Source organism: Rhodococcoides fascians A25f (genome assembly GCF_000760935.2).
In the GTDB taxonomy this organism is placed as follows: domain Bacteria; phylum Actinomycetota; class Actinomycetes; order Mycobacteriales; family Mycobacteriaceae; genus Rhodococcoides.
Genome location: NZ_CP049744.1, coordinates 3,080,386 through 3,102,530 on the forward strand (window position 1 = coordinate 3,080,386; position 22,145 = coordinate 3,102,530).

The following is a 22,145-nucleotide window of genomic DNA, read 5'->3' on the forward strand; positions in this document are numbered from 1 at the left end:
GTCGGTTCCTGCGGGGACTGTCGGCCCGATATGTCAGCGGTGAGCGCTGCGATTGTGCACCACATCGGTCACCGCAGACGAAACCGCTGCCGGATCGAAGTCTCCGACAGCGGTTCGGATCAACGGCTGCTCACTCTTTTTCGAGCCGCTTCGCCGTCTGTTCCACGGTCTCGTCGGGCCCGCTGACGTCCGTCTTGTGCAACGACGGCCCTGCGCTGGTGCTCGAGTCGAGGGACGCGATGTCGGCGTCGGTGGCGGTCTCGAACTCGGTGTCGTCGAATTCGGAGCCATCGGGCAACACCTCGCGTACTACGGCGCGAGACCAGGTGGTGATGACGCCGTCCGCGATCTCGAGGTCGATCGTGTCGTCCTCGACCAGAACCACGCGGGCGTACAGGCCTGTTGTGGTGACGACCTCGTCGCCCACCTTGAGCGAGTCCTGCATCTCCGTGGTTTTGGCCAGCACCTTCTTCTGTCGACGCGCATTGAGAAACAGCGGTACCAGAAGGGCCACGATCAGCAGCGGAAACAGCAAATCCATCGGAAGGTCAGTCCTCGAAGTTCGGGTCGAAAATCGTCATTGTCTCGTGCGAGAACGCCGTGGGTGTGGGCCTCGCAGCTACCCAGTGTGCCATCACCGGGAACCGATCCGGTCCGTTCGTCTCGTGTTCTGCCCGATTCAGTCGAATAATCCCTGCGCAGCCTCCGAGGATCGGACCGAAATTCCCCCTACCGCGAGGTCCGGTGGCGGGGTCAGACCGAGATGTTGCCACGCGGTGGCAGTGGCAACGCGGCCTCGCGGTGTTCGGGCGATCATGCCTGCGCGCACCAGGAAGGGTTCACACACTTCCTCGACCGTCGAGGGTTCCTCACCGACGGCTACGGCCAGCGTCGATACGCCGACCGGTCCCCCGCCGAAGCTGCGGATGAGTGCGCTGAGGACGGCACGGTCGAGTCGGTCGAGGCCGAGCTTGTCGACGTCGTACACCACCAGAGCCGCTTTGGCCGTGTCCCGGGTGACGGTGCCGTCGCCCCGCACATCCGCGTAGTCGCGCACTCGCCGGAGCAATCGGTTCGCGATACGTGGAGTGCCACGCGAACGGCCGGCGATCTCGGCGCAGCCGTCTCGGTCGATCGGCACCCCGAGTATTCCGGCCGACCGCATGAGGATGCGCTCGAGCTCGCTCGGCTCGTAGAAATCCATGTGCGCCACGAAGCCGAATCGGTCACGCAGCGGCCCGGTGAGAGCACCCGACCTGGTGGTCGCTCCGACGAGCGTGAACGGAGCCACCTCGAGCGGTATCGACGTCGCACCCGGCCCCTTACCGACGATGACGTCGACGCGGAAGTCCTCCATCGCCAGATACAGCATCTCCTCGGCCGGACGGGCGATGCGATGGATCTCGTCGATGAACAGCACGTCTCCCTCGACCAGGTTGCTGAGCATCGCTGCCAGGTCCCCGGCGCGCTCGAGCGCCGGCCCGGACGTGAGCCGCAGCGAGGTTCCCAACTCGGCGGCGATGATCATCGCCATACTGGTCTTGCCGAGCCCCGGCGGCCCGGACATCAGGATGTGATCGGGAGTGCCGCCGCGCATCTTGGCACCGGACAGTACGAGCTGGAGCTGCTCACGTACCCGGGGCTGACCGATGAAATCGGTGAGGTTCTTCGGACGCAGGCTCGTCTCGACATCCAGGTCGTCGGACATGGCGTCCGCGCCCACCTGTGATTCGGCGAACTGGTCGTCCTCGTCCACGCCGACCTACCTGGACTTTCCGAGGTACGCCAGGGCCGACCTCAGTGCAATCGACGTCGTGGCCTCCGGCTGCTGGGCAAGTACCGCGTCGGTGGACTCCTCCGCCTGCTTCGCCGGGAATCCGAGCCCGATCAGCGCCTCGACTATCTGATCGCGCACCGAATTTCCGGCACCGGATCCTGGCAGAACCGAATTACCAGCGCGGCCGACCACTGCGTCCACCTTGTCGCGCAATTCGACGACCATTCTCTCCGCGCCACGTTTGCCGATTCCGGGAACCCTCGTCAGTGCTCCGATGTCACTGTCCGCCAACGCCGTTCGCAGCGCATCCGGTTCGTGCACGGCGAGCGTGGCCATCGCGATTCGCGGTCCGACGCCCGACACGGTGAGGAGCAACTCGAACAGCTCGCGTGACTCCTTGTCCGGAAACCCGTACAGCGTCTGCGAGTCCTCGCGCACGATCATGGTTGTCAGGAGCGTCGATTCGCTCCCCCGGTGCAGCGTGGCCAGCGTCGCCGGAGTGGCGCTGATGCGGTATCCGACGCCGGCAGCCTCGAGCACGGCGTGATCGAGCGCGATGTCGATCACCGAGCCTCTGATCGATGCGATCATCGTGCGCCCGCCTCTTTCTTGGCCATCTTTTCGATTCTGCGGGCAACGACGGCGCGAGCTTTACGCTCCTCGGCCAGGCGCGCGTCGTACTTGCGCTTCTGTTCTGCCGCCATGGCTTCTGCTTTCGCCATCCGGGCGATCATCGGAGCTCTCCAGCAATGACAGATGCCGAGCGCAAGGGCGTCGGCGGCATCCGCCGGAGTCGGGGCGGTTTGCAGACCGAGAATGCGCATGACCATCGCAGTGACCTGGGCCTTGTCGGCCGAACCGTTGCCGGTGACCGCAGCCTTGACTTCACTGGGGGTATGGAAGCAGACATCGATCCCCCGCCGGGCCGCCGCCAGCGCGATCACTCCGCCGGCTTGCGCGGTTCCCATGGCGGTGCGGACGTTGTGCTGCGCGAACACCCGCTCGATGGCCACCACCGAGGGTTTGTGGGTATCGAGCCAATATTCTGCTGCCTCGGAGATGCGCAACAACCGCTGCGCCAGATCCATATCCGCGGGCGTGCGCACCACATCCACGTCGAGAGCAACCACCGATCGACCCACACCACCCTCGATCAAACTGAGCCCACACCTGGTGAGACCGGGGTCGACACCCATCACCCGCACGCCACCACACCTTCCGCTTACGAACTGTTGTTCGATAGCGTAGCGGAGCGCACCGACGGATCAGGGATACGACACCCGGCCTGTTGGCTCGATCGAAATCGAGGCGGTCAGTCCTCTTCGTCGAGCTCGGCCATGACCTCGTCGGACAGATCCACGTTGGACCAGACGTTCTGCACGTCGTCGCTGTCTTCCAGCGCGTCGATGAGCTTGAACACCTTGCGCGCGCCGTCCGCGTCCACCGGAACGTTGACCGAGGCCTGGAAACTCGCCTCTGCCGAGTCGTAGTCGAATCCGGCCTCCTGCAAAGCGGTCCGTACTGCGATCAGGTCCGTCGGCTCGCTGACGATCTCGAACGTGTCGCCGTTGTCGTTGACTTCCTCGGCACCGGCTTCGAGAACGGCCATCAGGACGTCGTCCTCACTCTGACCGTTCTTCTCGAGCGTCACCACGCCCTTGCGCGAGAACAGGTACGAGACCGATCCCGGGTCTGCCATGTTTCCGCCGTTGCGCGTCATCGCCACGCGTACCTCGCCTGCGGCGCGGTTGCGGTTGTCGGTGAGGCACTCGATCAGAATCGCCACGCCGTTGGGGCCGTAGCCCTCGTACATGATGGTCTGCCAGTCGGCTCCACCGGTCTCTTCGCCTGCTCCGCGCTTACGGGCCCGCTCGATGTTGTCGATCGGAACCGAGGTCTTCTTCGCCTTCTGGATGGCATCGAAGAGAGTCGGGTTGCCCGTGGGGTCACCGCCACCCGTGCGGGCCGCCACCTCGATGTTCTTGATGAGTTTGGCGAAAGACTTGCCGCGTCGGGCGTCGATCACCGCCTTCTTGTGCTTGGTGGTGGCCCATTTTGAGTGGCCGCTCATGCGATAGAGCCCCTTCCTGCTCGAAATCAGTGTTGTCGACTTTACTCGCCCGGTACCGCGCTCGGGACCGACCTGCTCCGGCGGGTTCGAAACGGCGGCGCACCGTTTCTAACTGCGGCGCACCATGTCGACGAAGAGTCGGTGCACACGATCGTCCCCGGTGACCTCGGGATGAAAGCTCGTCGCCAGCACCGAGTTCTGCCTCACGGCCACCACACGCCCCGCAGCCGGTCCATGGGGCACGGTGGCCAGGACCTCGACTTCTTCGCCGACACGCTCGACCCAGGGTGCCCTGATGAACACCGCTCGTACGGGGCCGCCGTCGATGTCGATGACGTCGAGATCGGTCTCGAAGGAGTCGACCTGACGGCCGAAAGCATTGCGCCGCACGGTGATATCGAGGGAGTCCAGATACCGCGCGTCGGGTCTGGTATCGAGAATCTCGGACGCCAGCAGGATCATGCCCGCGCAGGATCCGTAGGCGGGCATACCCTCGGCCAATCGGGCACGCAACGGGTCGAGAAGATCGAACACGCCGAGCAGGTTGCTCATGGTCGTCGATTCCCCGCCGGGGATGATCAGCCCGTCGATCTGTGCGAGTTCGGCCGGACGCCGCACCGTGATGCCGTGCGCACCACTCGACTCGAGTGCTGCCAGATGTTCGCGAACATCGCCTTGCAGGGCCAGCACTCCGATGGTCGGAGCGGTCACTTCAAACCGAAGGGATCGACGTGCGGTTTCGAGGTGTCCCGCTCGTAGCGCATCAGGCCCTCCTGGACGACTGCGGCAACCAGGCGGCCGGAAGTGTCGAAGATTCGGCCCTGAGTCAGCGCTCGCCCGAAATCGGCCGACGGTGACGTCTGGTCGTAGAGCAACCACTCGTCCGCACGGAACGGTCGGAGGAACCACAGGGCGTGGTCGAGCGAGGCGGTCTGAGTGACGGCGTCCGGGTGCGGCACCTTGGCCGAACCCAGCAGCGTCATGTCGCTCATGTACGCCAGTGCGCAGACGTGGAAGACCTGATCGTCGGGCAACGTGTCGCGATAGCGGAACCAGACGCGTTGCTGCGCAGCGAAACTCGGATGCTTGACGGTCTGACCATCGGGAATGAGACGGATGTCCCATTCCGACCACTCCTTGTAGTACGAGTTGTCGTACTCGGCGAGGGTGGTCGGATCGGGCAGAGTCTCCGGGCCGACGACCTCGGGCATGAGGTCCTGATGAGAAATACCGTCGTCGTCGCCGTGGAACGATGCGGACATCGTGAATATTGCTTTGCCGTGCTGAATTCCGGTGACGCGGCGAGTGCAGAACGACCGTCCGTCGCGGATTCGATCGACCATGAACACGGCCGGTTCGTTGGGGTTGCCCGGACGCAGGAAATAGCCGTGCAACGAGTGCACACGAAACTCGGGGGCCACTGTGCGCACCGCCGCGACGAGCGCCTGGCCCGCAACCTGGCCGCCGAACGTCCGGGGTAGACGACTCGGGAAAGTCCGTCCCCGATAGATGTCGTTCTCGATCCGTTCCAATTCGAGAATGTCCTCGATACTGGCCATGGCTGGTGCCCACCTTTCTCCAGTGGATCAGGCTAACAATGGATCGACCAGGCAAGATGGTCGGTGTGGGTCAACCTGTGCCGATCTTTCCCGATCTCCTCGTGGCATCGATCGTCGAATCCTGTCCGTCCGGCACCCGAACCATAGTCGTGATCGACGGTGCCGATGCTGCGCAGCCGGTCGAGTTCGCCTCGCGCACAGCAGAACACGCCCGCTCCGGCGGGCGTTCGGCCACCGTGATCGATCTGCACGACTACATCCGACCAGCGTCGATCCGATTCGAATACTCACGCCACGACGAATTGAGCTATCGCACACTGTGGTTCGACTACGACGCCGTATCTCGGGAGGTCATCGCACCGCTACGACCCGGTGGCCGAGGTCACTTTCTGCCTCGTCTGTGGGATGAGGCAACCGATCGATCGGCTCGTGCCCGCAGCGTCCCGGCCGCGCCCAACGAGATCGTGCTGATTGCCGGTCCCATGCTGCTCGGGCGGGGCCTCGACGTCGATCTGTCGGTGCACCTTCGTTTGTCCGAGACTGCACTGCGGCGCAAAACCGATCCGGCCGAAGAATGGACCTGCGAGCCCTTGGCGACGTATTACGACAGCCTGAATTGGTCGGACCGTTCCGCCGGCCGGCCGGATTTTCTGGTCCGATGGGACCACCCGGACCGCCCGGCCTTGGAACACCGACCCTAGAGGCGAGTCACCAACCGCGCTCGGCGAGCCGGTGTCCGACGGGGAGGTCGTCGACATTGATGCCGACCATCGCCTCACCGAGGCCACGCGAGACCTTCGCGAGAACGTCGGGGTCGTCGAAGAACGTGGTGGCCTTGACGATTGCCTCGGCGCGCTCCTTCGGGTTGCCGGACTTGAAGATTCCCGACCCGACGAACACTCCTTCGGCGCCGAGTTGCATCATCATCGCCGCATCGGCAGGGGTAGCGATACCGCCGGCCGTGAACAGCGTGACGGGCAGCTTGCCCGCCCTGGCGATCTCGACGACGAGGTCGTACGGTGCCTGCAGTTCCTTCGCCGCCACGTACAGCTCGTCCTCGGGCAGCGAGGTGAGTCGGCGAATCTCGTCGCGGATCTTGCGCATGTGCGTCGTCGCATTCGAGACGTCACCGGTGCCGGCCTCACCCTTGGAGCGAATCATGGCCGCACCCTCGGTGATTCGGCGCAGGGCCTCACCCAGGTTGGTGGCACCGCAGACGAAAGGAACGGTGAAGTTCCACTTGTCGATGTGATTGGCGTAGTCGGCCGGGGTGAGCACCTCGGACTCGTCGATGTAGTCGACGCCCAGGCTCTGCAGGATCTGCGCCTCGACGAAGTGTCCGATGCGTGCCTTGGCCATCACCGGGATACTCACCGAAGAAATTATGCTGTCGATCATGTCGGGGTCGCTCATACGCGACACCCCACCCTGGGCGCGGATGTCGGCGGGAACGCGCTCGAGAGCCATCACGGCGACGGCACCGGCATCCTCGGCGATCTTGGCCTGATCGGCGGTGACCACGTCCATGATGACGCCGCCCTTGAGCATCTCGGCCATACCCCGCTTGACGCGCGCGGTGCCGACTCCGTTCTCGCCGGATCCTCCGTCGACCGATGCGGCGGGCGTGTTCGAGGCGTGTGGGGTACTCAAGCGAAACTCCTGTGTTCTTCGACGCTGTTGCGGCGCTGCGGGCTGATAGGTGCGATCGCGCGCGGCGCGATGTCGCGCCCAGAACGATAGGCCTTCGCCCGTGCGATTCCCATAACCACTTGAAGATTGCTGGACTGCTCGAAAGGGTCCAGATGCCTACCGAATCGCGCGCACGTCCGGGTCGCCGCGTCGAGCGAGAGCCACGTTCACCTCGTCGAGCAGTTCCGCCAGGTCCTGAGGATAGACGTTCTCGCCGAGGGCGCTGAGCGCCCGGATGTCGGACTCGGTGCACCACTGATGCCCGGTCACGGTCCGTCGCTCGAAGTCGGTGAACCCGGCGCTCTCCGGCTCGAACTCCTGTGTTCGGTGCGCGAAGAACAGTTCCTCGGACCTGATCAGGGTTCCGTTGAACGGGAACGTGGCAACTCGCCGCCACAACGGACCGCGCAGATCGGCTGCGGCGACGCGCAAACCCGTTTCTTCGTGCACTTCTCGCACCGCTGCGTCGCGTAGCGATTCCCCCTTCTCCACTGCCCCACCGATCGTGAACCAGAAGAAGGTATCGGGCACTGTCGGATCGTGGCCCCGCAACAGCAGTACGCGGCCACGCTCGTCGAGCAACACCACTCGCGCGGAGGTTCGCGGAGTGGCCCGATTCTCGCTGCCGAACGTCGCGGCGGCCGAGCGCTCGGCGATCTCGAAGTACGACGGCAGTGCGGCCGTTCCACCGAGATGCAACCACCGGACCGGTCGACGGATGCGCAACGCCAGAGTGTCGCGCACGGCATCGTTGTGGAACCGCCGCGCAATCAGTACACGAGCTTCGGCGTCGGCCAATTCTGCAACCAGTTGCGGGGGAAGCTCATTCGGTTCTACGACCGCGAGCGCCATCGATACCGCGTTCTCGGCTTCTTCTCGCTGCGACCGGTCGGCTCGCTCGGCTCGGTCCGCCAGCGCGGCAAGTTCTCTGCTCGACGGCACCGAGTCGCGGGTGGCCGCAGACACTGCACGCGCGACGACGGCGCGGCGGGCGAGTGCAGCGTCGAGGGACTGCCACGCGAGGTCGGTGCGCACGTGCAAGCGATCGAGTCGATTCGCCGTCCCGTAGGCCCACAGACCGACGACGAGAATCAGGACTGCAATCAGCCCGAGCACCAGAATTGTGACGGCAGAGAGGGTCATCAGGTCGACGCTCGTACTTTCTGTCCGCCGAGGGTGACGGTCTCGTAGACCCGCAGGATCTGCTCGGCGACGACGGGCCAGTCGTAGGCGGACACAGCCACCGACGCGGCATCGACCAGTCGGTCTCGGACGGTGTCGTCGGACAGGATCGAGGTGACGGCTACGGCGAGGGCATCGGAATCGTCGATCGGAACCAACAGTCCGCAGGTGCCGTCCTTGAGCACCCTGCGGAAGGCATCGAGTTCGCTTGCCACGACCGGCGTTCCGGCCGCCATGGCCTCGACGAGCACGATGCCGAAGCTTTCCCCGCCGAGATTCGGGGCGCAGTAGACATCGGCACTGCGCATCGCGGAGGCCTTCGTCGCGTCGTCCACCTGTCCCAGGAAGGTCAGGTGTGACGACAGTGCGCCTGCGTCCTTGCGCAGTTTGTCCTCGTCGCCGCGGCCGACGACGAGGATCTCGATGTCGGGATGTGATTCGACCAGTGCGGGCAGGGCACCGAGCAGAACGGCCATTCCCTTGCGCGGTTCGTCGAATCGGCCGAGGAAGAGCACCGTGCGGCCGGCTCGGGGATAGCCTTCCAGCACAGCAGCATCGGCGAATGCAGGCACGTCGACGCCGTTGGGGATCTCGACGGCATCGGATCCGAGTGCCTCGACCTGCCAGCGCCGAGCGAGCTCCGACACGGCGATCCGGCCGCTGATCTTCTCGTGGTACGGACGCAGGACGCCCTGGAACGTGCTGAGCACCAAGGACTTCGTGGTGGAGGTGTGGAATGTCGCCACGATCGGACCGTCCGCAGCCTTGAGGGCCAGCATCGACAGACTCGGAGCGTTCGGTTCGTGGATGTGCAATACGTCGAAATCGTTGTCCGAGATCCACTTTCGGATTCGGGAATACGTCACCGGTCCGAACCGAAGACGCGCGACCGACCCGTTGTAGGGAATGGCGAGCGCCTCCCCCGCCGACACCACGAACTCCGGTAGCTCGACGTCGTCGGACGCCGGTGCCAGCACGCTCACCCGATGCCCGCGCTCGATGAACACCTCCGCCAACTGCTGGACGTGCGCCTGCACCCCGCCGGGTACGTCGAACGAGTACGGGCAGACCATACCGATCTTCACGCGCCCTCGATTCGGGCGCGTCGTTCGGCCGACCAGTCGCTCATCCACAGAGGTTGGAGCATGTGCCAATCGGCCGGGTGCGCCCGAATGCCGGCAGCGAAGTGATCTGCCAATGTCTGTGTGGCGACAGCGATTCCGTGCGAGACATCCACCGCCGGAAAGATGTCGAAACCCCACCCGTCACCGTCGAAGTAGCCGTGCACCGGCAGCAGCGTCGCCCCGGTGTCGATCGCCAGCTTCGCGGCCCCCGCGGGCATCCGGGTCGGTTCACCGAAGAAGGTCACCGGCACTCCGTGCTTGGCGAGATCACGTTCACCGAGCAGGCAGACCACCTTGTTCTCGCGCAACCGCTCGCTCAGTGCCTGCAGAGGCGGCTGCTCACCGCCGCTGAGCGGGAAGATCTCGAAGCCGAGGCTCTCCCGATAAGCAACGAATCGCTGGTACAGCGATTCGGGTTTCAGACGTTCGGCCACTGTCGACAGACCACCGTGCTTGCGCACCAGCCACATTCCGGCCATGTCCCAGTTGCCACTGTGCGGCAGCGCCAGCACTGCACCCTTGCCCGACGCGAGGGCAGCCTCGAGATGCTCCTGTCCGTTCACACACCGATCGATGACGGCGGCCTGGGCGGCCAGGTCCATCGACGGCAACCGGAACGCCTCGCGCCAGTAGCGGGCGTACGACCGGACGCTGTCGCGAATCAGATCGTCGGGCACCTCGCCGGGGGTGGTTCCGAGGACGCGAGCGAGATTGCGGCGCAATTGGTCCGGGCCACCGTTTCGGGTGGACGCAATGTCGGCACCGCGATCGAAGAGACCTCTCGCCACACCCTCCGGTAGCGATCGGACCAGTCGCCACCCGGCTGCGTAGCCGAGGTCGCTGGCTCGTTCGGAGACGTTCACGACGCGGCCACATCGCCATCGTCGGCGGCCTGAGCAGTCGGGGGCACGATGATGTCGCGAGCCCCTTCGGACCCGCGGACGGCCAGCACGCGTTGGAACACCGTCACGATGCTCAGGGCAGCGAGGATCCACATTGCCGGGTAGATCAGACTGTCCAGCCACGGAATGTCGAAGTGCCTACCGACGCCGGTGAATCCGGCTCCGACGAGAACGATGACGAGGCGATCGGGGCGTTCGATCCAACCACCGTCGGCCGAGAGTCCGCTGGCCTCGGCACGCGCCTTGGCGTACGAGATCACCTGCGAGGTGACCAGGCAGATCAGGGTGGCCACCAGCAGCGGCTTGTCCTGCTCGGAATACACCGCCCACCAGGCAAGGCCACCGAATATCGCGCCGTCCGCAACTCGATCGCACGTCGCATCCAGGACTGCCCCGTACTTGGTTCCGCCGCCTCTCGCCCGTGCCATGGCACCGTCGAGCATGTCGAAGAGTACGAACAGAGTGATGACGATCGAGCCCCACCACAGGTAGCCGGCCGGGTACATCGTCACCGCCGCCGTCACAGTGACGACGGTGCCGATGATCGTCACCGAGTCGGGGGTCAGTCCGGTGCTGTTGAGTGCGCGCCCGAGCGGGGCGGTCACCTTCGACACCGGCGCACGGCCGAAAATGCTCAGCACGGCGCGTGCTCCTCTCGCCTGTTGTTCATTCGTTCCAGGCCGACGCGAGCAGGGCCCGAGTGTCGCGGAGCAACTGCGGCATCACCTTGGCGCCGCCGATCACCGTGATGAAGTTCGCATCGCCGCCCCACCGCGGGACGATGTGCTGGTGCAGGTGCTCGGCCAACGATCCGCCTGCTGCTGCACCGAGATTGAGGCCCACGTTGAAGCCGTGCGGGCGCGACACCGTCTTGATGACGCGAATCATCTGTTGGGTGAACGCCATCAACTCGGCGCTCTCGGCGGGCGTGAGATCTTCGAGTGCCGCGACCCGGCGGTACGGAACGATCATCGTGTGCCCGGGGTTGTACGGGTACAGGTTGAGTACCGCGTAGACCGATTCGCCGCGCGCGACCACCAGCCCGTCCTCGTCGCTCATCTTCGGGATGTCGGAGAACGGCTCACTCGATTTGGCCGAGGCATGCGGGGCCTCGGCTATGTAGGACATCCGATGTGGGGTCCACAGTCGCTGCAACCGATCGGGCTCACCGGCACCGGTGGCGACGATCGACTCGTCCTGATCGCGCATGTCAACTCACTCCTGCGGTACTGGTCTGCACGAGTTCGGCGGTCGGTGATGCGTTGTTGCGCTGGGAGATCCAGTCGGTGATCGTTGCTACTGCCGACGCAACCGGAACACCGTTGACCTGAGTGCCGTCACGGAATCGGAAGCTGACGGCACCGGCCTCGACGTCGCGTTCGCCGGCGAGAAGCATGAAGGGGATCTTCTGTGCTGTCTGGTTGAAGATCTTCTTCTGCATCCGATCGTCACTGGCATCCACCTCGGCGCGCACCCCGAGCTTCTTGAGCTCCTTCACCACCGAGAAGAGGTGGTCCTGGTGAACCTCGGCAACGGGGATACCGACAACCTGAACCGGTGCCAGCCACGCCGGGAATGCGCCGGCGTAGTGCTCGGTCAGTACGCCGAAGAATCGCTCGATCGAACCGAACAGCGCGCGGTGGATCATCACCGGGCGTTCCTTGACTCCGCCCGAGGCGGTGTATTCGAGCTCGAACCGCTCGGGCAGGTTGAAGTCGAGCTGGATGGTCGACATCTGCCAGGTGCGCCCCAGAGCATCCTTGGCCTGCACCGAGATCTTCGGTCCGTAGAACGCCGCGCCGCCCGGATCGGGCACCAGATCCAGACCCGACGCCGCCGCGACCTCCGCGAGCGTGTTGGTCGCCTCTTCCCAGACCTCGTCGCTGCCAACCGACTTCTCTGGATTACGAGTGGAGAGCTCCAGGTAGAAATCGTCGAGGCCGTAGTCCTTGAGCAGACCGAGGACGAATTCCAGCGTGCTGGTGAGTTCGCCGCGCATCTGCTCGCGGGTGCAGAAGATGTGCGCGTCGTCCTGGGTCATGCCGCGCACGCGAGTCAGGCCATGGATGACGCCGGACTTCTCGTACCGGTAGACCGAACCGAACTCGAAGAGGCGCAACGGCAATTCACGGTACGAGCGACCACGGGAGCGGAAAATGAGATTGTGCATCGGGCAATTCATCGGCTTGAGGTAGTAGTCCTGGCCTGGCTTGCGTACGTTACCGTTCTCGTCGAGTTCGGCGTCGAGATGCATCGCCGGAAACATGCCGTCTCGGTACCAGTCGAGGTGGCCCGACACCTCGTAGAGATGGCCCTTCGTGATGTGCGGGGTGTTGACGAACTCGTAGCCCTCTTCGATGTGCCGCTGGCGGGAGTAGTTCTCGAGCTCGTTGCGGATCACACCGCCCTTCGGATGGAACACCGGAAGTCCGGAGCCGAGCTCGTCGGGAAAGCTGAACAGGTCCAGCTCGGACCCGAGCTTGCGGTGATCGCGGCGCTCGGCCTCGGCCAACAGTTCGAGATGAGCGTCGAGTGCTTCGGTCGACTCCCATGCGGTTCCGTAGATGCGCTGCAGATCCGCGTTGTCCTGGTTGCCGCGCCAGTAGGCTGCCGAGCTGCGGGTCAGCTTGAACGCCGGAACGTACTTCGTGGTGGGGATGTGGGGGCCGCGGCACAGATCGCCCCAGATCCGCTCGCCGGTGCGTGGATTGAGGTTGTCGTAGGCGGTCAGCTCTCCCCCACCGACCTCCATGACCTCGGGATCGTCGATTCCGGACTTGTCGTCGATCAGCTCGAGCTTGTACGGCTCGTTCGCCAGCTCCTCGCGGGCCTGCTCCACCGATTCGTACACCCGACGCGAGAAACGCTGTCCGGCTTTGACGATCTGCTTCATCTTCTTCTCGAGTGCGATCAGATCCTCGGGAGTGAACGGCTGCTGCACGTCGAAGTCGTAGTAAAAGCCGTCCTTGATGAACGGCCCGATGCCCAGTTTGGCGTCGGGAAAGAGCTCCTGAACAGCCTGCGCCAGCACGTGCGCAGCCGAGTGCCTGATGACGCTTCGTCCGTCCTCGGTGTTCGCCGGAACAGGCTCGACCTCGACGTCGCCCTCCGGTGCCCACGACAGGTCACGGAGCTTGCCGTCGGGATCGCGCACGACGACGATGGCGTCAGGTCCCTTGTTCGGCAGGCCGGTGTCGCGGAGCGCCGTACCTGCCGTCGTTCCTGCCGGCACCATGATGCGGGCGGGTGGAACGCTGGCGACAACGGGCATGCTCACGGCGATGTACTCCTCGATCGGTTCTTCGGGCCAGGAAGGCCTCCGACAGCCTATCGGCATCGAGCCCCTCGTCGGCCCTCAGCGCGGCGCGTTGGTCAGATCGGACTTTCGAGCCACGTCCAGTCGAGGCCGAACCAGCCGCCCACCAGCGCAAATGTCCCGAGCAGCCACAGAGTTGCGAGCACCACGACCGTGGTGAACAGCACGCCAAGACCCTTGACGAACATCGACTGCCTCGAGAACCAGGCCATGAAAGCGTCGTATCTCTTACGGACGAATCGCAGTGCACTCTTGGCCCACGCGAATTCCGACGCCAGGATGCCCAGTCCCGCGAACACGATCAGCCAGCCCGGCCCGGGATAGGGAATGGCAAGCACGCCCAGGACGAGCACGAGGGTTCCGACGACACCGACCGTGATTCGGTAGCCGAGATCGAGAGACTTGTTCTCTGCGATGCGCGCCCGAAAGCGCCGGTGTTTCACCTTCGCCTTGTCCACCGGATTCCGGTCGTCGACGGCGTCGGGCTTCGATTGTTCGGTGCTCACCGGCTCAGGTTACCGGCCTGGAACGCAAGAAGGCCCACACCGACGGACGGTGTGGGCCTTCTTTTCTGTGGTCCCGGCTGGGATCGAACCAGCGACCTTCCGCGTGTGAAGCGGACGCTCTCCCACTGAGCCACGGGACCGAACGAGGCAAAACATTAACACGAGGTGCCGCGGCGAACCGAATCGCCTGCCCGATCGCCGAACACGTCGACGTACTGCCTCCACATGGCCGCTCTCGCCTCTGCTTTCACACCTTTCACACGCGCCGATCTACCGAATTCCGTGGCTGACCACGAGATTTGTGAGTTTCACTCCCGTTGGGTTAATGTTTTCCCCGCACCACGGAGACAACAACTGCTCAGCAGTGAAGGCCTCCGGGGTATGCGGATGTGGCGCAGTGGTAGCGCATCACCTTGCCAAGGTGAGGGTCGCGGGTTCGAATCCCGTCATCCGCTCGAGGGTCTCGACCCATGGTGGAGTGGCCGAGTGGTGAGGCAACGGCCTGCAAAGCCGTGCACACGGGTTCGATTCCCGTCTCCACCTCGCTAGTGCATCGATTGCAGAATCGATGCGAGGACATGCGCGATTAGCTCAGCGGGAGAGCGCTTCCCTGACACGGAAGAGGTCACTGGTTCAATCCCAGTATCGCGCACCAGAGTCAGACAGATAAGGCCCCCTTTCGAGGGGGTCTTTTTTGTGCTTCACGAATCAATTGTGGTGATTCACGCCATAGAAGTGCACAGTGGAGATGACGCACACACTTCGATGGAAGGACACTCACGTGTCGGACGATGCTCAGAGCGAACCCACAGTCGACGACGCAACCCTCGAGGATGCGAAGAAATCCGTCGAAGGGCTCGACGATCGCTATCGACCCGGTGCCCGGCCCACCGTGGCGCTACCGGGAACGAACGGCACCGTCGCCGGGACCGCATTCGCCGACATGGTCGACGACAACGGTGAGCTCGTCGACGCCGACGATCGGGAAGCTTCCGACAACTCCGAAACCGACAGCACGGACACCGATCACGCCGACACCGACGAAAAGGTAACGTCCTCGAACGATGCCTGAACTCGATGGTCCCGACGCCCCCGCCGATATCGAACTCGGCGGGGGCGTCGCCTATCTGCACACACCGGCCATACCGTCACGTGGCGGACTCGCTCTCACCCACGGCGCGGGCGGCAACTGCGAGTCGCTTCTGCTGCAGCGTATTGCCGCGGTGTGGTCGGCAGCCGGATTCACGGTGCTGCGGTTCGACCTCCCGTTTCGAGTTCGCAAACCCAAGGGACCGCCGCACCCGTCTCGGTCGGCCGAGGATCGGCTGGGCATCGCCGCGGCGATCGACCGCCTCCGCGCCGAGACCTCGGGCTTCATCGCCTTCGGTGGGCATTCCTACGGTGGCAGACAGGGATCGATGATCGCGGCCGAACACCCGGATCTGGTCGACGGACTCGTTCTGACCTCCTATCCCCTGCACCCACCGAGCAAGCCGGAAAAGGCTCGTACACAGCACCTTCCTGACCTGCGAACACCGACAGTGGTGGTGCACGGCACGAAGGACCCCTTCGGCACCACGGCCGAACTGAGCGCTGCGCTCGCTCTCGTCCCGGCTCCCACACTGCTGGTAGACATCGAGGGCGCGGGCCACGACCTCGCTCCCATCAAGTACGACGCGGCGACGAAAACCCTTGCCGGAGGCGTCTCGTTGTTCTCCGATTCTTCGGTAGTCGTCCCGCTCTTCGACCCGTCTCGCTGAAGTGGTCTACTAGGGCATGCCGACCTGGGGATGGTTCATCGTTGCTCTGGTCCTCGTCGATGCCGCGGTGCTTGCAGCATGGTTGTTGGCCCGAAAGAAGCCCGGCTCGACCCAGGAGACATCGCGCAGCATCGGGCTGATCGGCCTCGACGACACCGCCCGTGCAGACATTCACCAGTTGTTGGCGGCGAACAAGAAGATCCAGGCCATCAAGATCTTTCGGGAACGGACAGGTGCCGGTCTCATCGAAGCGAAGAACGCGATCGAAAGCGTTCAACGCGGCGAACCCTTTCCGTCCTCGTCCACCATCGTCGACGCGGCTCAGTCCGGTCCGACACCCTGGGACGACCTCATCCCGCGGTTGCAGTCGCTGAAGTCGGAGGGCAAGGCGATCTCGGCCATCAAGCTGCTGCGCGATCGAACCGGATTGTCGTTGCGGGAGGCGAAGAACGCAGTGGATCTGCTGTGAGTGTGCGTGTGGCGACGGTTGCCGACGTAGCCAGCGTCGCGGAATTGGCCGCGCAGACCTTTCCACTTGCCTGCCCACCGGGGACTCGCACCGAGGACATCGAGCATTTCGTCTCGAACGTGTTGTCGGTCAGCAATTTCGAGGGTTACGTTGCCGACCCGAACCGAATCGTTCTGCTCGACGAAACACCCACCGGCGAGGTGATCGGGTACGCGATGCTCGTGGCGGGCGCTCCCGCGGACCCGGACATCCGAGCAGCACTCTCGCACCATCCGACACTGGAAATCAGCAAGCTGTACGTACGGCCGGCCGAGCACGGCGGCGGAGTGGCGGCGCGGCTGATCTCGTTCGCTCTGACCCATGCGCGCGAATCCGGATGCGCAGGAGCATGGCTGGGCGTCAATCAACTCAACGTGCGTGCCCAGAAGTTCTACGCGAAGCACGGATTCGAGATCGTCGGCACCAAGACATTCGTTGTCGGCGTGCAGACACACGACGACTACGTCATGCAGGTACGGCTGTGACGCCGATTCAGCCGACTGCGGCGAAGCGGGACAACGCGAGCAGGCGAGAGGTCGCGCGCAGGTACTTCTTGCGGTAGCCGCCGGCCAACATCTCCTCGGTGAAGATCTCGTCGAGCTTGCCGCCCGAGGCCGTGACGGGGATCCCCGCGTCGTACAGGCGGTCGGCGAGTACCACCAGGCGCAGGGCGATGGCCTGATCCGATGCCGGATGCACGTTCTTCAGGAACACCGCAGGAACCCCGTCGAGCAATTTGCCGTAGCGCGAGGGGTGCAACGTGCTCAGATGTGCCAGCAGCTCGTCGAAATCGTCCAGGGTTGCGCCGTCGACGGTCTCGGCGCGCTCGACCAGCTCGGATTCGGACGTCGGCTCGGGGGCGGGAGGAAGGTCGCGGTGCCGGTAGTCGGGGCCGTCGACGCGGATGGACTCGAAGATCGAACCGAGCTTCTTGATCTCCCGCATGAAGTCCTCGGCAGCGAAGCGGCCCTCGCCGAGCTGGCCGGGCAGAGTGTTGGACGTCGCGACGATGGACACTCCACGCTGAGACAGCTCGGACAGCAGCCGCGAGACCAGCATCGTGTCGCCTGGATCGTCGAGCTCGAATTCATCGATGCACAGCACGCTGTGGCCCGAGAGTTCTTCGAGCGCCTTGTTGAAGCCGAGTGCGCCGACCACGTGGGTCAGCTCGACGAACGTGCCGAACGCCTTGGGCTCGGGAACGCTGTGGTAGATCGACGCCAGCAGGTGGGTCTTGCCGACGCCGAAGCCGCCGTCGAGGTACAGGCCAGCACCGGTGGCGGGGGTCTTCTTGCCGAAAAGTCCGCGCTTGCCCTTGCCACGGATCTTTTGCACCTTGTTCGCGAATTCCTCGGCCTTCGCGACCGCAGCAGCCTGGGTCGGCTCTTTGGGGTCGGGAATGTACGAGGAAAAGCTGACGTCGTCGAACATTGCCGGCGGGACCATCTGCGCGATCAGCTGATCGGAGGGGACCACGGGATTTCGGTCGACAAGGCGTGCGGGCATTTGTCGAGCGTAACGACGTGGTCTGATCTCTCTCATGCAGCTTCTCGATATTGGGACCTACTTCACATCCGAGCAGACCGCAGAGTCCGTGTCCGCCGTCGGGTCCGTACTCGACGACGATGCCGTCCGCGACCTGTACGCCTACCCGGCAGACCTGGGCCGACCGTGGATCCGCACCAACTTCGTCGCCAGCATCGACGGATCTGTCACCGCGAACGGTAAGTCGGCGGGACTGGGAACCCCCGCAGACTCCCGATTGTTCGGCATTCTGCGAGAGCTGTGCGACGCCGTTCTCGTCGGGGCCGGAACCGCTCGCACCGAGAACTACGGCGGTGTCTCACTGTCCGCCGAAGCAAAGGCACGGCGGGTGGCGGGCGGATTGGCGCCGGTTCCGACGATCGTCGTGGTCACCGCCTCCGGTTCGATCGATGCCGGTTCTCGACTCCTCACCGACACCGAAGTGCAGCCGGTAGTGCTGACCTCGGCGGCGGCAGATACTGCGAAGGTGGCCGCGCTGCGTTCCGCGGGCGCAACAGTGATCGAGGTGTCCGGTGAATCGGTGTCGACCGAAGACATCGTCGAGACGCTGAGCAACCACGGATTTCGCCGCATCCTGTGCGAGGGCGGGCCAGGACTGTTCGGGCAACTCGCCTCGGACGGGGCGGCGGACGATCTGTGCCTGACGATCTCTCCGATGCTCGTCGCCGGAGAGGCGGGTCGCATCGCCCACTCCGCCGGTGCCTCCGACACACCGATGCAGCGAGCGCACGTTCTCGCCGACGCGGACGGGACGCTGCTCACCCGCTGGGTACGTCGTCCATGAGCACCGCGCGGTCCGGCATCGAACGAAAAGTCGATAGCCTCGCACGGTGACGCAGAAACGTACGTTGCTCGCCGCCGTCCTCGTCCTGGCCACGATGTGCGCGGCCTGCGGCGCCGGGCCGTCGATCCGGCCCGATGTAGCGGTGGAGCAACGATCCCCCGGTCAGCCCGGCGAGCCGTCCGCAGAGGCTCCGCCGGAACCGGCTGCTCTCGCCGTGCCGACGACCGACCTCGACTGGGCCGACTGCACCGCCGCCACTCTCGGGACGTTCGGGCTCACCTCCACCACGCCCGGACTGACACTCGAGTGCGCGGAGTACGAGGCCGATGTCGATGCCAGCGGGCAGATGTTCGGCACGTTCGCCGTCGGCGCACTGCGCGCCCGGCTCGATGGAACGCCGGCCGACGCGGGGCCGCTGGTGTTCACCTCTGGCTCCGATCGATCCTCGATCGCCACACTGGCGACAATGGCAGCCGGTCCGCTCTCGACACTGCTGGAAGCTCACCCCATCGTCGCCGTGGATCGACGCGGGATCGGCCGCTCCACCGCTGTGGACTGCATCGACGCCCCTACCAAGACTGCAGTCGATGCGCTGGGACAGTTCACCAGATCCGACGCCGATACCGCCGACCGCGCAGTCGACGCAGGCCGAGACGCCACCATCGAGTGCACCGACACACTCCAGCCACAGGAACTCGCCTTCGGAACCACCTACGCCGCAGACGATCTCGACCGTCTGCGGCAGCTCTGGGGCATGAACCAGATCGGAGTGATCGGATCGGGGAACGGTGCGCTCACCGCGTTGGCCTACGCGGCGAAGTTCCCGGACAACATCTCGCGTCTGATTCTCGATTCGCCGCCCGGGGTCAACACCGATCAGATCACGCTGGCCGAGCAACGCACCCAGGGCAAGGAAGCCGCCTTCGCGGCGTTCGCACAACGATGCGTCGCGCTGAACTGCTCACTCGGGGCCGATCCGACGGCTGCTGTGGAGCAGCTGCTCCGACGCGCCGCCGGTGGCGAGTTCGCACCGCTGTCCACTCACGAAATTCTCGACGGCATCACCTTCGCGCTCGCATCGACTGCAGGGGACGCGTCGTCCCGGGCCACCACCCTGTCCACGACCTTGTCCGCAGCGGCCGGCTCCGACACCGCAGCTCTGCTCGCTCTCGCCGAACGAGGTCGAAATGCCTACGGCACCGACGGGCAGTTCGTTTCCCGGTGCACGGACGGCCAGCAGTGGCCGTCTCCGCAGGGCGTGCGTGACCTGTCGTCGCAATGGACCGACCGCTACCCGGTCTACGGCACCGACGCCGCCCTGACAGCGTTGCTGTGCTCCTCCTGGCCGACAGCACCGTCGATCCCCCTGCCCACCTCGTTGGACGTTCCGGTACTGGTCCTGTCGAACGCGGGCGACCCGATCGTCGGCAACGGAGGCCTGTCCTCGGTCACCGGGCTGGTCGGGGCAACCGGTGCAGCAGTGGCGTCGGCGGCGTGGCAGGGCAGCGGACACCCGAGCCTCGGCGGATCACAGTGTCTGCAGAGCGCTGCGGTGAATTACGCGGCCAATACTTCGCTTCCCACCGACGGCACCGTCTGTCCCGCCTGATTCCTCGACCGGACTTCGGCGATCGATACCTGCCGGTAGGTTCCGTCGGTCGGCCCGCTGAACTTGCGGGGTGTCCTTTCTCTGGTGCGGCACCGGCTCGGGTACCGTTCGCGGGTGTCACTTAGCTTTCTGGAGCCGCGTTCAGGGCGGACGACCGCCGAGGTAATCAAGTACGCCCTGTGGCCCATCGCCATCATGACCGTGATCCAGCGGGTGGTCATCAAGGCGGTCAACGGTGATATCACCAACGACTTCAATCCCGTGTACAGCGCAGCTCTGGCGTTCCTGAATCGACAGCCGGTGTACACGGCGAATTTCGACTCCGTCGATCCGCACTACCTGTACCAACCGAGTGCGACGATGCTGCTCTCCCCCATAGCCATCATCGACCCCGAGCGATCTCGCTGGCTGTTCATCATCGCCAGCACCATCGCAATTCTCGTGGCGCTGTACATCCTGCTGCGCATCTTCGGATTCCGGCTCGATTCGGTTGCCGCTCCCGCGCTGCTCCTCGCCGCATTCGTCAGCGAGACGGTGACGAACACGTTGGTGTTCACCAACTTCAACGGCTTCGTCCTCCTCGGCGAAGTAGCGTTCCTCGGGTTTCTACTCCAGCGCAAAGACCTGTCGGCCGGCGTTGCCATGGGTCTGACTCTGGCGATCAAGCCGATGCTCGCGCCGCTACTGCTGCTTCCGCTGATGACGCGTCAGTGGAAGGTCTTCATCACCTCGATCGCAATCCCAGTTGTCATGATGGCCATCGCCTGGCCGCTGTCGGTCGACCCGATGAACTTCATCGACCGGACGCTCCCGTACCTGTTGCAGACCCGCGACTACTTCAACAGTGCTGTTGTCGGCAACGGTCGCTACTACGGTGTTCCCGAACTGCTCACCCTCGGCATCCGCGCGGTGCTGGGAATCATGGTTCTGGTGTCGCTGTGGCTGCTGTACCGATACTGCCGCGAGGACCGTCTGTTCTTCTTTGCGACCACCTCGGGATTGATCCTCACCGCGCACTGGTTGCTGGGCTCACTGGGACAGATGTACTACTCGATGATGCTGTTCCCGCTGCTCATGACTGTGGTGCTGAAGAACTCGCTACTCCGCAACTGGCCCGCCTGGCTCGCGATCTACGGGTTCATGAACTACGACCGATGGCTGTCCGGGCGCTGGATCGAAACGGGCCGTGCCCTCGATTACCTCCGAACCACGTTCGGGTGGGCGCTGCTGATCGTCGTCATCTTCGGTGTTCTCGTCGGACGCTATTTCGCCGCCCGAAGCGAAGGACGACTGGACGACGGAATCGAACCGAACTACCTGCTGCCGAGCGCGCCACCAGCGAAAACGGCATAGCCCGACAAATCGTATTAGCGTGAGAGCATGAGTTCAGCAACCGACAACAACTCCGCTCCCGCCGTCCAGCTCACCGACGCACAGTGGCGCGAGAAGCTGACCCCCGAGGAGTACGCGGTGCTCCGCCAAGCAGGCACCGAACGCCCGGGCGTCGGCGAGTACACCGATACCACCACCGAAGGCATCTACGAATGCCGGGCCTGCGGAGCCGAATTGTTCCGCAGCACCGAGAAGTTCGAATCCCACTGCGGCTGGCCGTCGTTCTTCGACCCGGCCGACAGCGACGCCGTGCTCCTGAAAGAGGACACCACGCTGGGAATGCGCCGAGTCGAGGTCGTCTGCCGCAACTGCCACAGTCACCTCGGCCACGTGTTCGAGGGCGAGGGCTACCCCACGCCGACCGACCAGCGGTACTGCATCAACTCGATTTCGTTGACGCTCAAGCCTGCATCCTGATCGG

General features: G+C 64.5%; 25 protein-coding genes and 4 tRNA genes. 12 read left to right on the top strand and 17 right to left on the bottom strand.

Going from position 1 to position 22,145, the window contains the following annotated elements; genetic code table 11:
• Positions 1-130 precede the first annotated feature (130 nt).
• The 7 genes from yajC to BH93_RS14455 all read right to left on the bottom strand — a co-directional run bounded on the left by yajC (position 131) and on the right by BH93_RS14455 (position 5,407).
• Positions 131-541 (bottom strand): preprotein translocase subunit YajC, encoded by a 411-nt coding sequence (yajC, locus tag BH93_RS14425; protein WP_037173862.1) that lies wholly within the window; start codon positions 539-541, stop codon positions 131-133.
• A gap of 138 nt (positions 542-679) precedes the next feature.
• A complete protein-coding gene (gene ruvB, locus BH93_RS14430) occupies positions 680-1,708 on the bottom strand; it encodes a Holliday junction branch migration DNA helicase RuvB (RefSeq protein WP_052065147.1) in 1,029 nt (342 codons plus the stop codon).
• Positions 1,709-1,762: 54 nt separating this feature from the next.
• The gene (ruvA, locus tag BH93_RS14435) at positions 1,763-2,368 is read right to left on the bottom strand and encodes a Holliday junction branch migration protein RuvA (RefSeq protein WP_032377775.1); all 606 of its coding nucleotides are present in this window, start codon (positions 2,366-2,368) and stop codon (positions 1,763-1,765) included.
• Positions 2,365-2,982 (bottom strand): crossover junction endodeoxyribonuclease RuvC, encoded by a 618-nt coding sequence (gene ruvC / locus BH93_RS14440; protein WP_032377774.1) that lies wholly within the window; start codon positions 2,980-2,982, stop codon positions 2,365-2,367. Before ruvC ends, ruvA begins: the two co-directional genes overlap by 4 nt.
• A gap of 107 nt (positions 2,983-3,089) precedes the next feature.
• On the bottom strand, positions 3,090-3,848 hold the full coding sequence (locus BH93_RS14445; RefSeq protein WP_032377773.1) for a YebC/PmpR family DNA-binding transcriptional regulator: 759 nt from the start codon (positions 3,846-3,848) through the stop codon (positions 3,090-3,092).
• 108 nt (positions 3,849-3,956) lie between these two features.
• The gene (pdxT, locus tag BH93_RS14450; RefSeq protein WP_037173864.1) at positions 3,957-4,559 is read right to left on the bottom strand and encodes a pyridoxal 5'-phosphate synthase glutaminase subunit PdxT; all 603 of its coding nucleotides are present in this window, start codon (positions 4,557-4,559) and stop codon (positions 3,957-3,959) included.
• A complete protein-coding gene (locus tag BH93_RS14455; RefSeq protein WP_037173866.1) occupies positions 4,556-5,407 on the bottom strand; it encodes an acyl-CoA thioesterase in 852 nt (283 codons plus the stop codon). Before BH93_RS14455 ends, pdxT begins: the two co-directional genes overlap by 4 nt.
• Positions 5,408-5,445: 38 nt before the next feature.
• On the opposite strand from BH93_RS14455, the gene BH93_RS14460 reads away from it, so the two are divergent.
• Complete coding sequence (locus BH93_RS14460; protein WP_242458983.1) at positions 5,446-6,108, top strand: hypothetical protein; 663 nt, start codon at positions 5,446-5,448, stop codon at positions 6,106-6,108.
• A gap of 7 nt (positions 6,109-6,115) precedes the next feature.
• On the opposite strand, the gene pdxS is transcribed toward BH93_RS14460, so the two are convergent.
• From pdxS to BH93_RS14505, 9 genes are all read right to left on the bottom strand, one after another.
• Complete coding sequence (pdxS, locus tag BH93_RS14465) at positions 6,116-6,964, bottom strand: pyridoxal 5'-phosphate synthase lyase subunit PdxS (RefSeq protein ID WP_052058638.1); 849 nt, start codon at positions 6,962-6,964, stop codon at positions 6,116-6,118.
• Positions 6,965-7,213: 249 nt separating this feature from the next.
• Complete coding sequence (locus BH93_RS14470; protein ID WP_037173868.1) at positions 7,214-8,239, bottom strand: NUDIX hydrolase; 1,026 nt, start codon at positions 8,237-8,239, stop codon at positions 7,214-7,216.
• Positions 8,239-9,363: a glycosyltransferase family 4 protein gene (locus tag BH93_RS14475; protein ID WP_037173869.1), complete on the bottom strand. Its 1,125-nt coding sequence runs from the start codon at positions 9,361-9,363 to the stop codon at positions 8,239-8,241. Before BH93_RS14475 ends, BH93_RS14470 begins: the two co-directional genes overlap by 1 nt.
• Complete coding sequence (locus BH93_RS14480) at positions 9,360-10,265, bottom strand: phosphatidylinositol mannoside acyltransferase (RefSeq protein WP_037173871.1); 906 nt, start codon at positions 10,263-10,265, stop codon at positions 9,360-9,362. The genes BH93_RS14475 and BH93_RS14480 overlap by 4 nt, the downstream gene beginning before the upstream one ends.
• Entirely contained in the window at positions 10,262-10,945 is a 684-nt protein-coding gene (gene pgsA / locus BH93_RS14485; protein WP_032377766.1) for a phosphatidylinositol phosphate synthase, read from the bottom strand. The genes BH93_RS14480 and pgsA overlap by 4 nt, the downstream gene beginning before the upstream one ends.
• A 25-nt stretch (positions 10,946-10,970) precedes the next feature.
• On the bottom strand, positions 10,971-11,513 hold the full coding sequence (locus BH93_RS14490; RefSeq protein ID WP_037173874.1) for an HIT family protein: 543 nt from the start codon (positions 11,511-11,513) through the stop codon (positions 10,971-10,973).
• 1 nt (position 11,514) lies between these two features.
• On the bottom strand, positions 11,515-13,575 hold the full coding sequence (thrS, locus tag BH93_RS14495) for a threonine--tRNA ligase (RefSeq protein WP_037173876.1): 2,061 nt from the start codon (positions 13,573-13,575) through the stop codon (positions 11,515-11,517).
• A gap of 101 nt (positions 13,576-13,676) precedes the next feature.
• Entirely contained in the window at positions 13,677-14,078 is a 402-nt protein-coding gene (locus tag BH93_RS14500) for a TIGR02611 family protein (protein WP_371832104.1), read from the bottom strand.
• A 116-nt stretch (positions 14,079-14,194) separates the two neighbouring features.
• Positions 14,195-14,266 (bottom strand) — tRNA-Val (locus BH93_RS14505).
• A 243-nt stretch (positions 14,267-14,509) separates the two neighbouring features.
• On the opposite strand from BH93_RS14505, the gene BH93_RS14510 reads away from it, so the two are divergent.
• The 7 genes from BH93_RS14510 (at position 14,510) to BH93_RS14540 (ending at position 16,879) form a co-directional block, all read left to right on the top strand.
• A tRNA-Gly gene (locus tag BH93_RS14510) sits at positions 14,510-14,581 on the top strand.
• A 17-nt stretch (positions 14,582-14,598) separates the two neighbouring features.
• Positions 14,599-14,669 (top strand) — tRNA-Cys (locus tag BH93_RS14515).
• Between the two features lie 37 nt (positions 14,670-14,706).
• Positions 14,707-14,781, top strand: a tRNA-Val gene (locus BH93_RS14520).
• Between the two features lie 126 nt (positions 14,782-14,907).
• Complete coding sequence (locus BH93_RS14525) at positions 14,908-15,198, top strand: hypothetical protein (protein ID WP_242458984.1); 291 nt, start codon at positions 14,908-14,910, stop codon at positions 15,196-15,198.
• Positions 15,191-15,886, top strand: a complete 696-nt coding sequence (locus BH93_RS14530; protein WP_037173880.1) for an alpha/beta hydrolase family protein — start codon at positions 15,191-15,193, stop codon at positions 15,884-15,886. The genes BH93_RS14525 and BH93_RS14530 overlap by 8 nt, the downstream gene beginning before the upstream one ends.
• A 16-nt stretch (positions 15,887-15,902) precedes the next feature.
• On the top strand, positions 15,903-16,355 hold the full coding sequence (locus BH93_RS14535) for a ribosomal protein L7/L12 (protein ID WP_037173881.1): 453 nt from the start codon (positions 15,903-15,905) through the stop codon (positions 16,353-16,355).
• Complete coding sequence (locus BH93_RS14540; RefSeq protein ID WP_037173882.1) at positions 16,352-16,879, top strand: GNAT family N-acetyltransferase; 528 nt, start codon at positions 16,352-16,354, stop codon at positions 16,877-16,879. Before BH93_RS14535 ends, BH93_RS14540 begins: the two co-directional genes overlap by 4 nt.
• 7 nt (positions 16,880-16,886) lie before the next feature.
• Here the strand turns inward: BH93_RS14540 and zapE are convergent, their stop codons facing one another.
• Positions 16,887-17,900: a cell division protein ZapE gene (zapE, locus tag BH93_RS14545; RefSeq protein ID WP_037173883.1), complete on the bottom strand. Its 1,014-nt coding sequence runs from the start codon at positions 17,898-17,900 to the stop codon at positions 16,887-16,889.
• 34 nt (positions 17,901-17,934) lie between these two features.
• On the opposite strand from zapE, the gene BH93_RS14550 reads away from it, so the two are divergent.
• The 4 genes from BH93_RS14550 (at position 17,935) to msrB (ending at position 22,141) form a co-directional block, all read left to right on the top strand.
• A complete protein-coding gene (locus BH93_RS14550; RefSeq protein ID WP_037173884.1) occupies positions 17,935-18,723 on the top strand; it encodes a pyrimidine reductase family protein in 789 nt (262 codons plus the stop codon).
• Between the two features lie 46 nt (positions 18,724-18,769).
• Positions 18,770-20,332, top strand: a complete 1,563-nt coding sequence (locus BH93_RS14555; RefSeq protein WP_037173885.1) for an alpha/beta fold hydrolase — start codon at positions 18,770-18,772, stop codon at positions 20,330-20,332.
• A gap of 114 nt (positions 20,333-20,446) precedes the next feature.
• Positions 20,447-21,685, top strand: a complete 1,239-nt coding sequence (locus tag BH93_RS14560) for a glycosyltransferase family 87 protein (RefSeq protein ID WP_032378449.1) — start codon at positions 20,447-20,449, stop codon at positions 21,683-21,685.
• A 27-nt stretch (positions 21,686-21,712) separates the two neighbouring features.
• Positions 21,713-22,141 (top strand): peptide-methionine (R)-S-oxide reductase MsrB, encoded by a 429-nt coding sequence (gene msrB, locus BH93_RS14565; RefSeq protein WP_037173886.1) that lies wholly within the window; start codon positions 21,713-21,715, stop codon positions 22,139-22,141.
• The last annotated feature ends 4 nt before the right edge of the window (positions 22,142-22,145 follow it).

Bases quoted from the DNA above. Each gene is read 5' to 3' on its own strand.
- yajC (WP_037173862.1), bottom strand. From the start codon at position 541: ATGGATTTGCTGTTTCCGCTGCTGATCGTGGCCCTTCTGGTACCGCTG.
- ruvB (WP_052065147.1), bottom strand. From the start codon at position 1,708: ATGTCCGACGACCTGGATGTCGAGACGAGCCTGCGTCCGAAGAACCTC.
- ruvA (WP_032377775.1), bottom strand. From the start codon at position 2,368: ATGATCGCATCGATCAGAGGCTCGGTGATCGACATCGCGCTCGATCAC.
- BH93_RS14445 (WP_032377773.1), bottom strand. From the start codon at position 3,848: ATGAGCGGCCACTCAAAATGGGCCACCACCAAGCACAAGAAGGCGGTG.
- BH93_RS14455 (WP_037173866.1), bottom strand. From the start codon at position 5,407: ATGGCCAGTATCGAGGACATTCTCGAATTGGAACGGATCGAGAACGAC.
- BH93_RS14460 (WP_242458983.1), top strand. From the start codon at position 5,446: ATGGATCGACCAGGCAAGATGGTCGGTGTGGGTCAACCTGTGCCGATC.
- pdxS (WP_052058638.1), bottom strand. From the start codon at position 6,964: ATGGCCGAGATGCTCAAGGGCGGCGTCATCATGGACGTGGTCACCGCC.
- BH93_RS14470 (WP_037173868.1), bottom strand. From the start codon at position 8,239: ATGACCCTCTCTGCCGTCACAATTCTGGTGCTCGGGCTGATTGCAGTC.
- BH93_RS14490 (WP_037173874.1), bottom strand. From the start codon at position 11,513: ATGCGCGATCAGGACGAGTCGATCGTCGCCACCGGTGCCGGTGAGCCC.
- thrS (WP_037173876.1), bottom strand. From the start codon at position 13,575: ATGCCCGTTGTCGCCAGCGTTCCACCCGCCCGCATCATGGTGCCGGCA.
- BH93_RS14530 (WP_037173880.1), top strand. From the start codon at position 15,191: ATGCCTGAACTCGATGGTCCCGACGCCCCCGCCGATATCGAACTCGGC.
- BH93_RS14535 (WP_037173881.1), top strand. From the start codon at position 15,903: ATGCCGACCTGGGGATGGTTCATCGTTGCTCTGGTCCTCGTCGATGCC.
- zapE (WP_037173883.1), bottom strand. From the start codon at position 17,900: ATGCCCGCACGCCTTGTCGACCGAAATCCCGTGGTCCCCTCCGATCAG.
- BH93_RS14550 (WP_037173884.1), top strand. From the start codon at position 17,935: ATGCAGCTTCTCGATATTGGGACCTACTTCACATCCGAGCAGACCGCA.
- msrB (WP_037173886.1), top strand. From the start codon at position 21,713: ATGAGTTCAGCAACCGACAACAACTCCGCTCCCGCCGTCCAGCTCACC.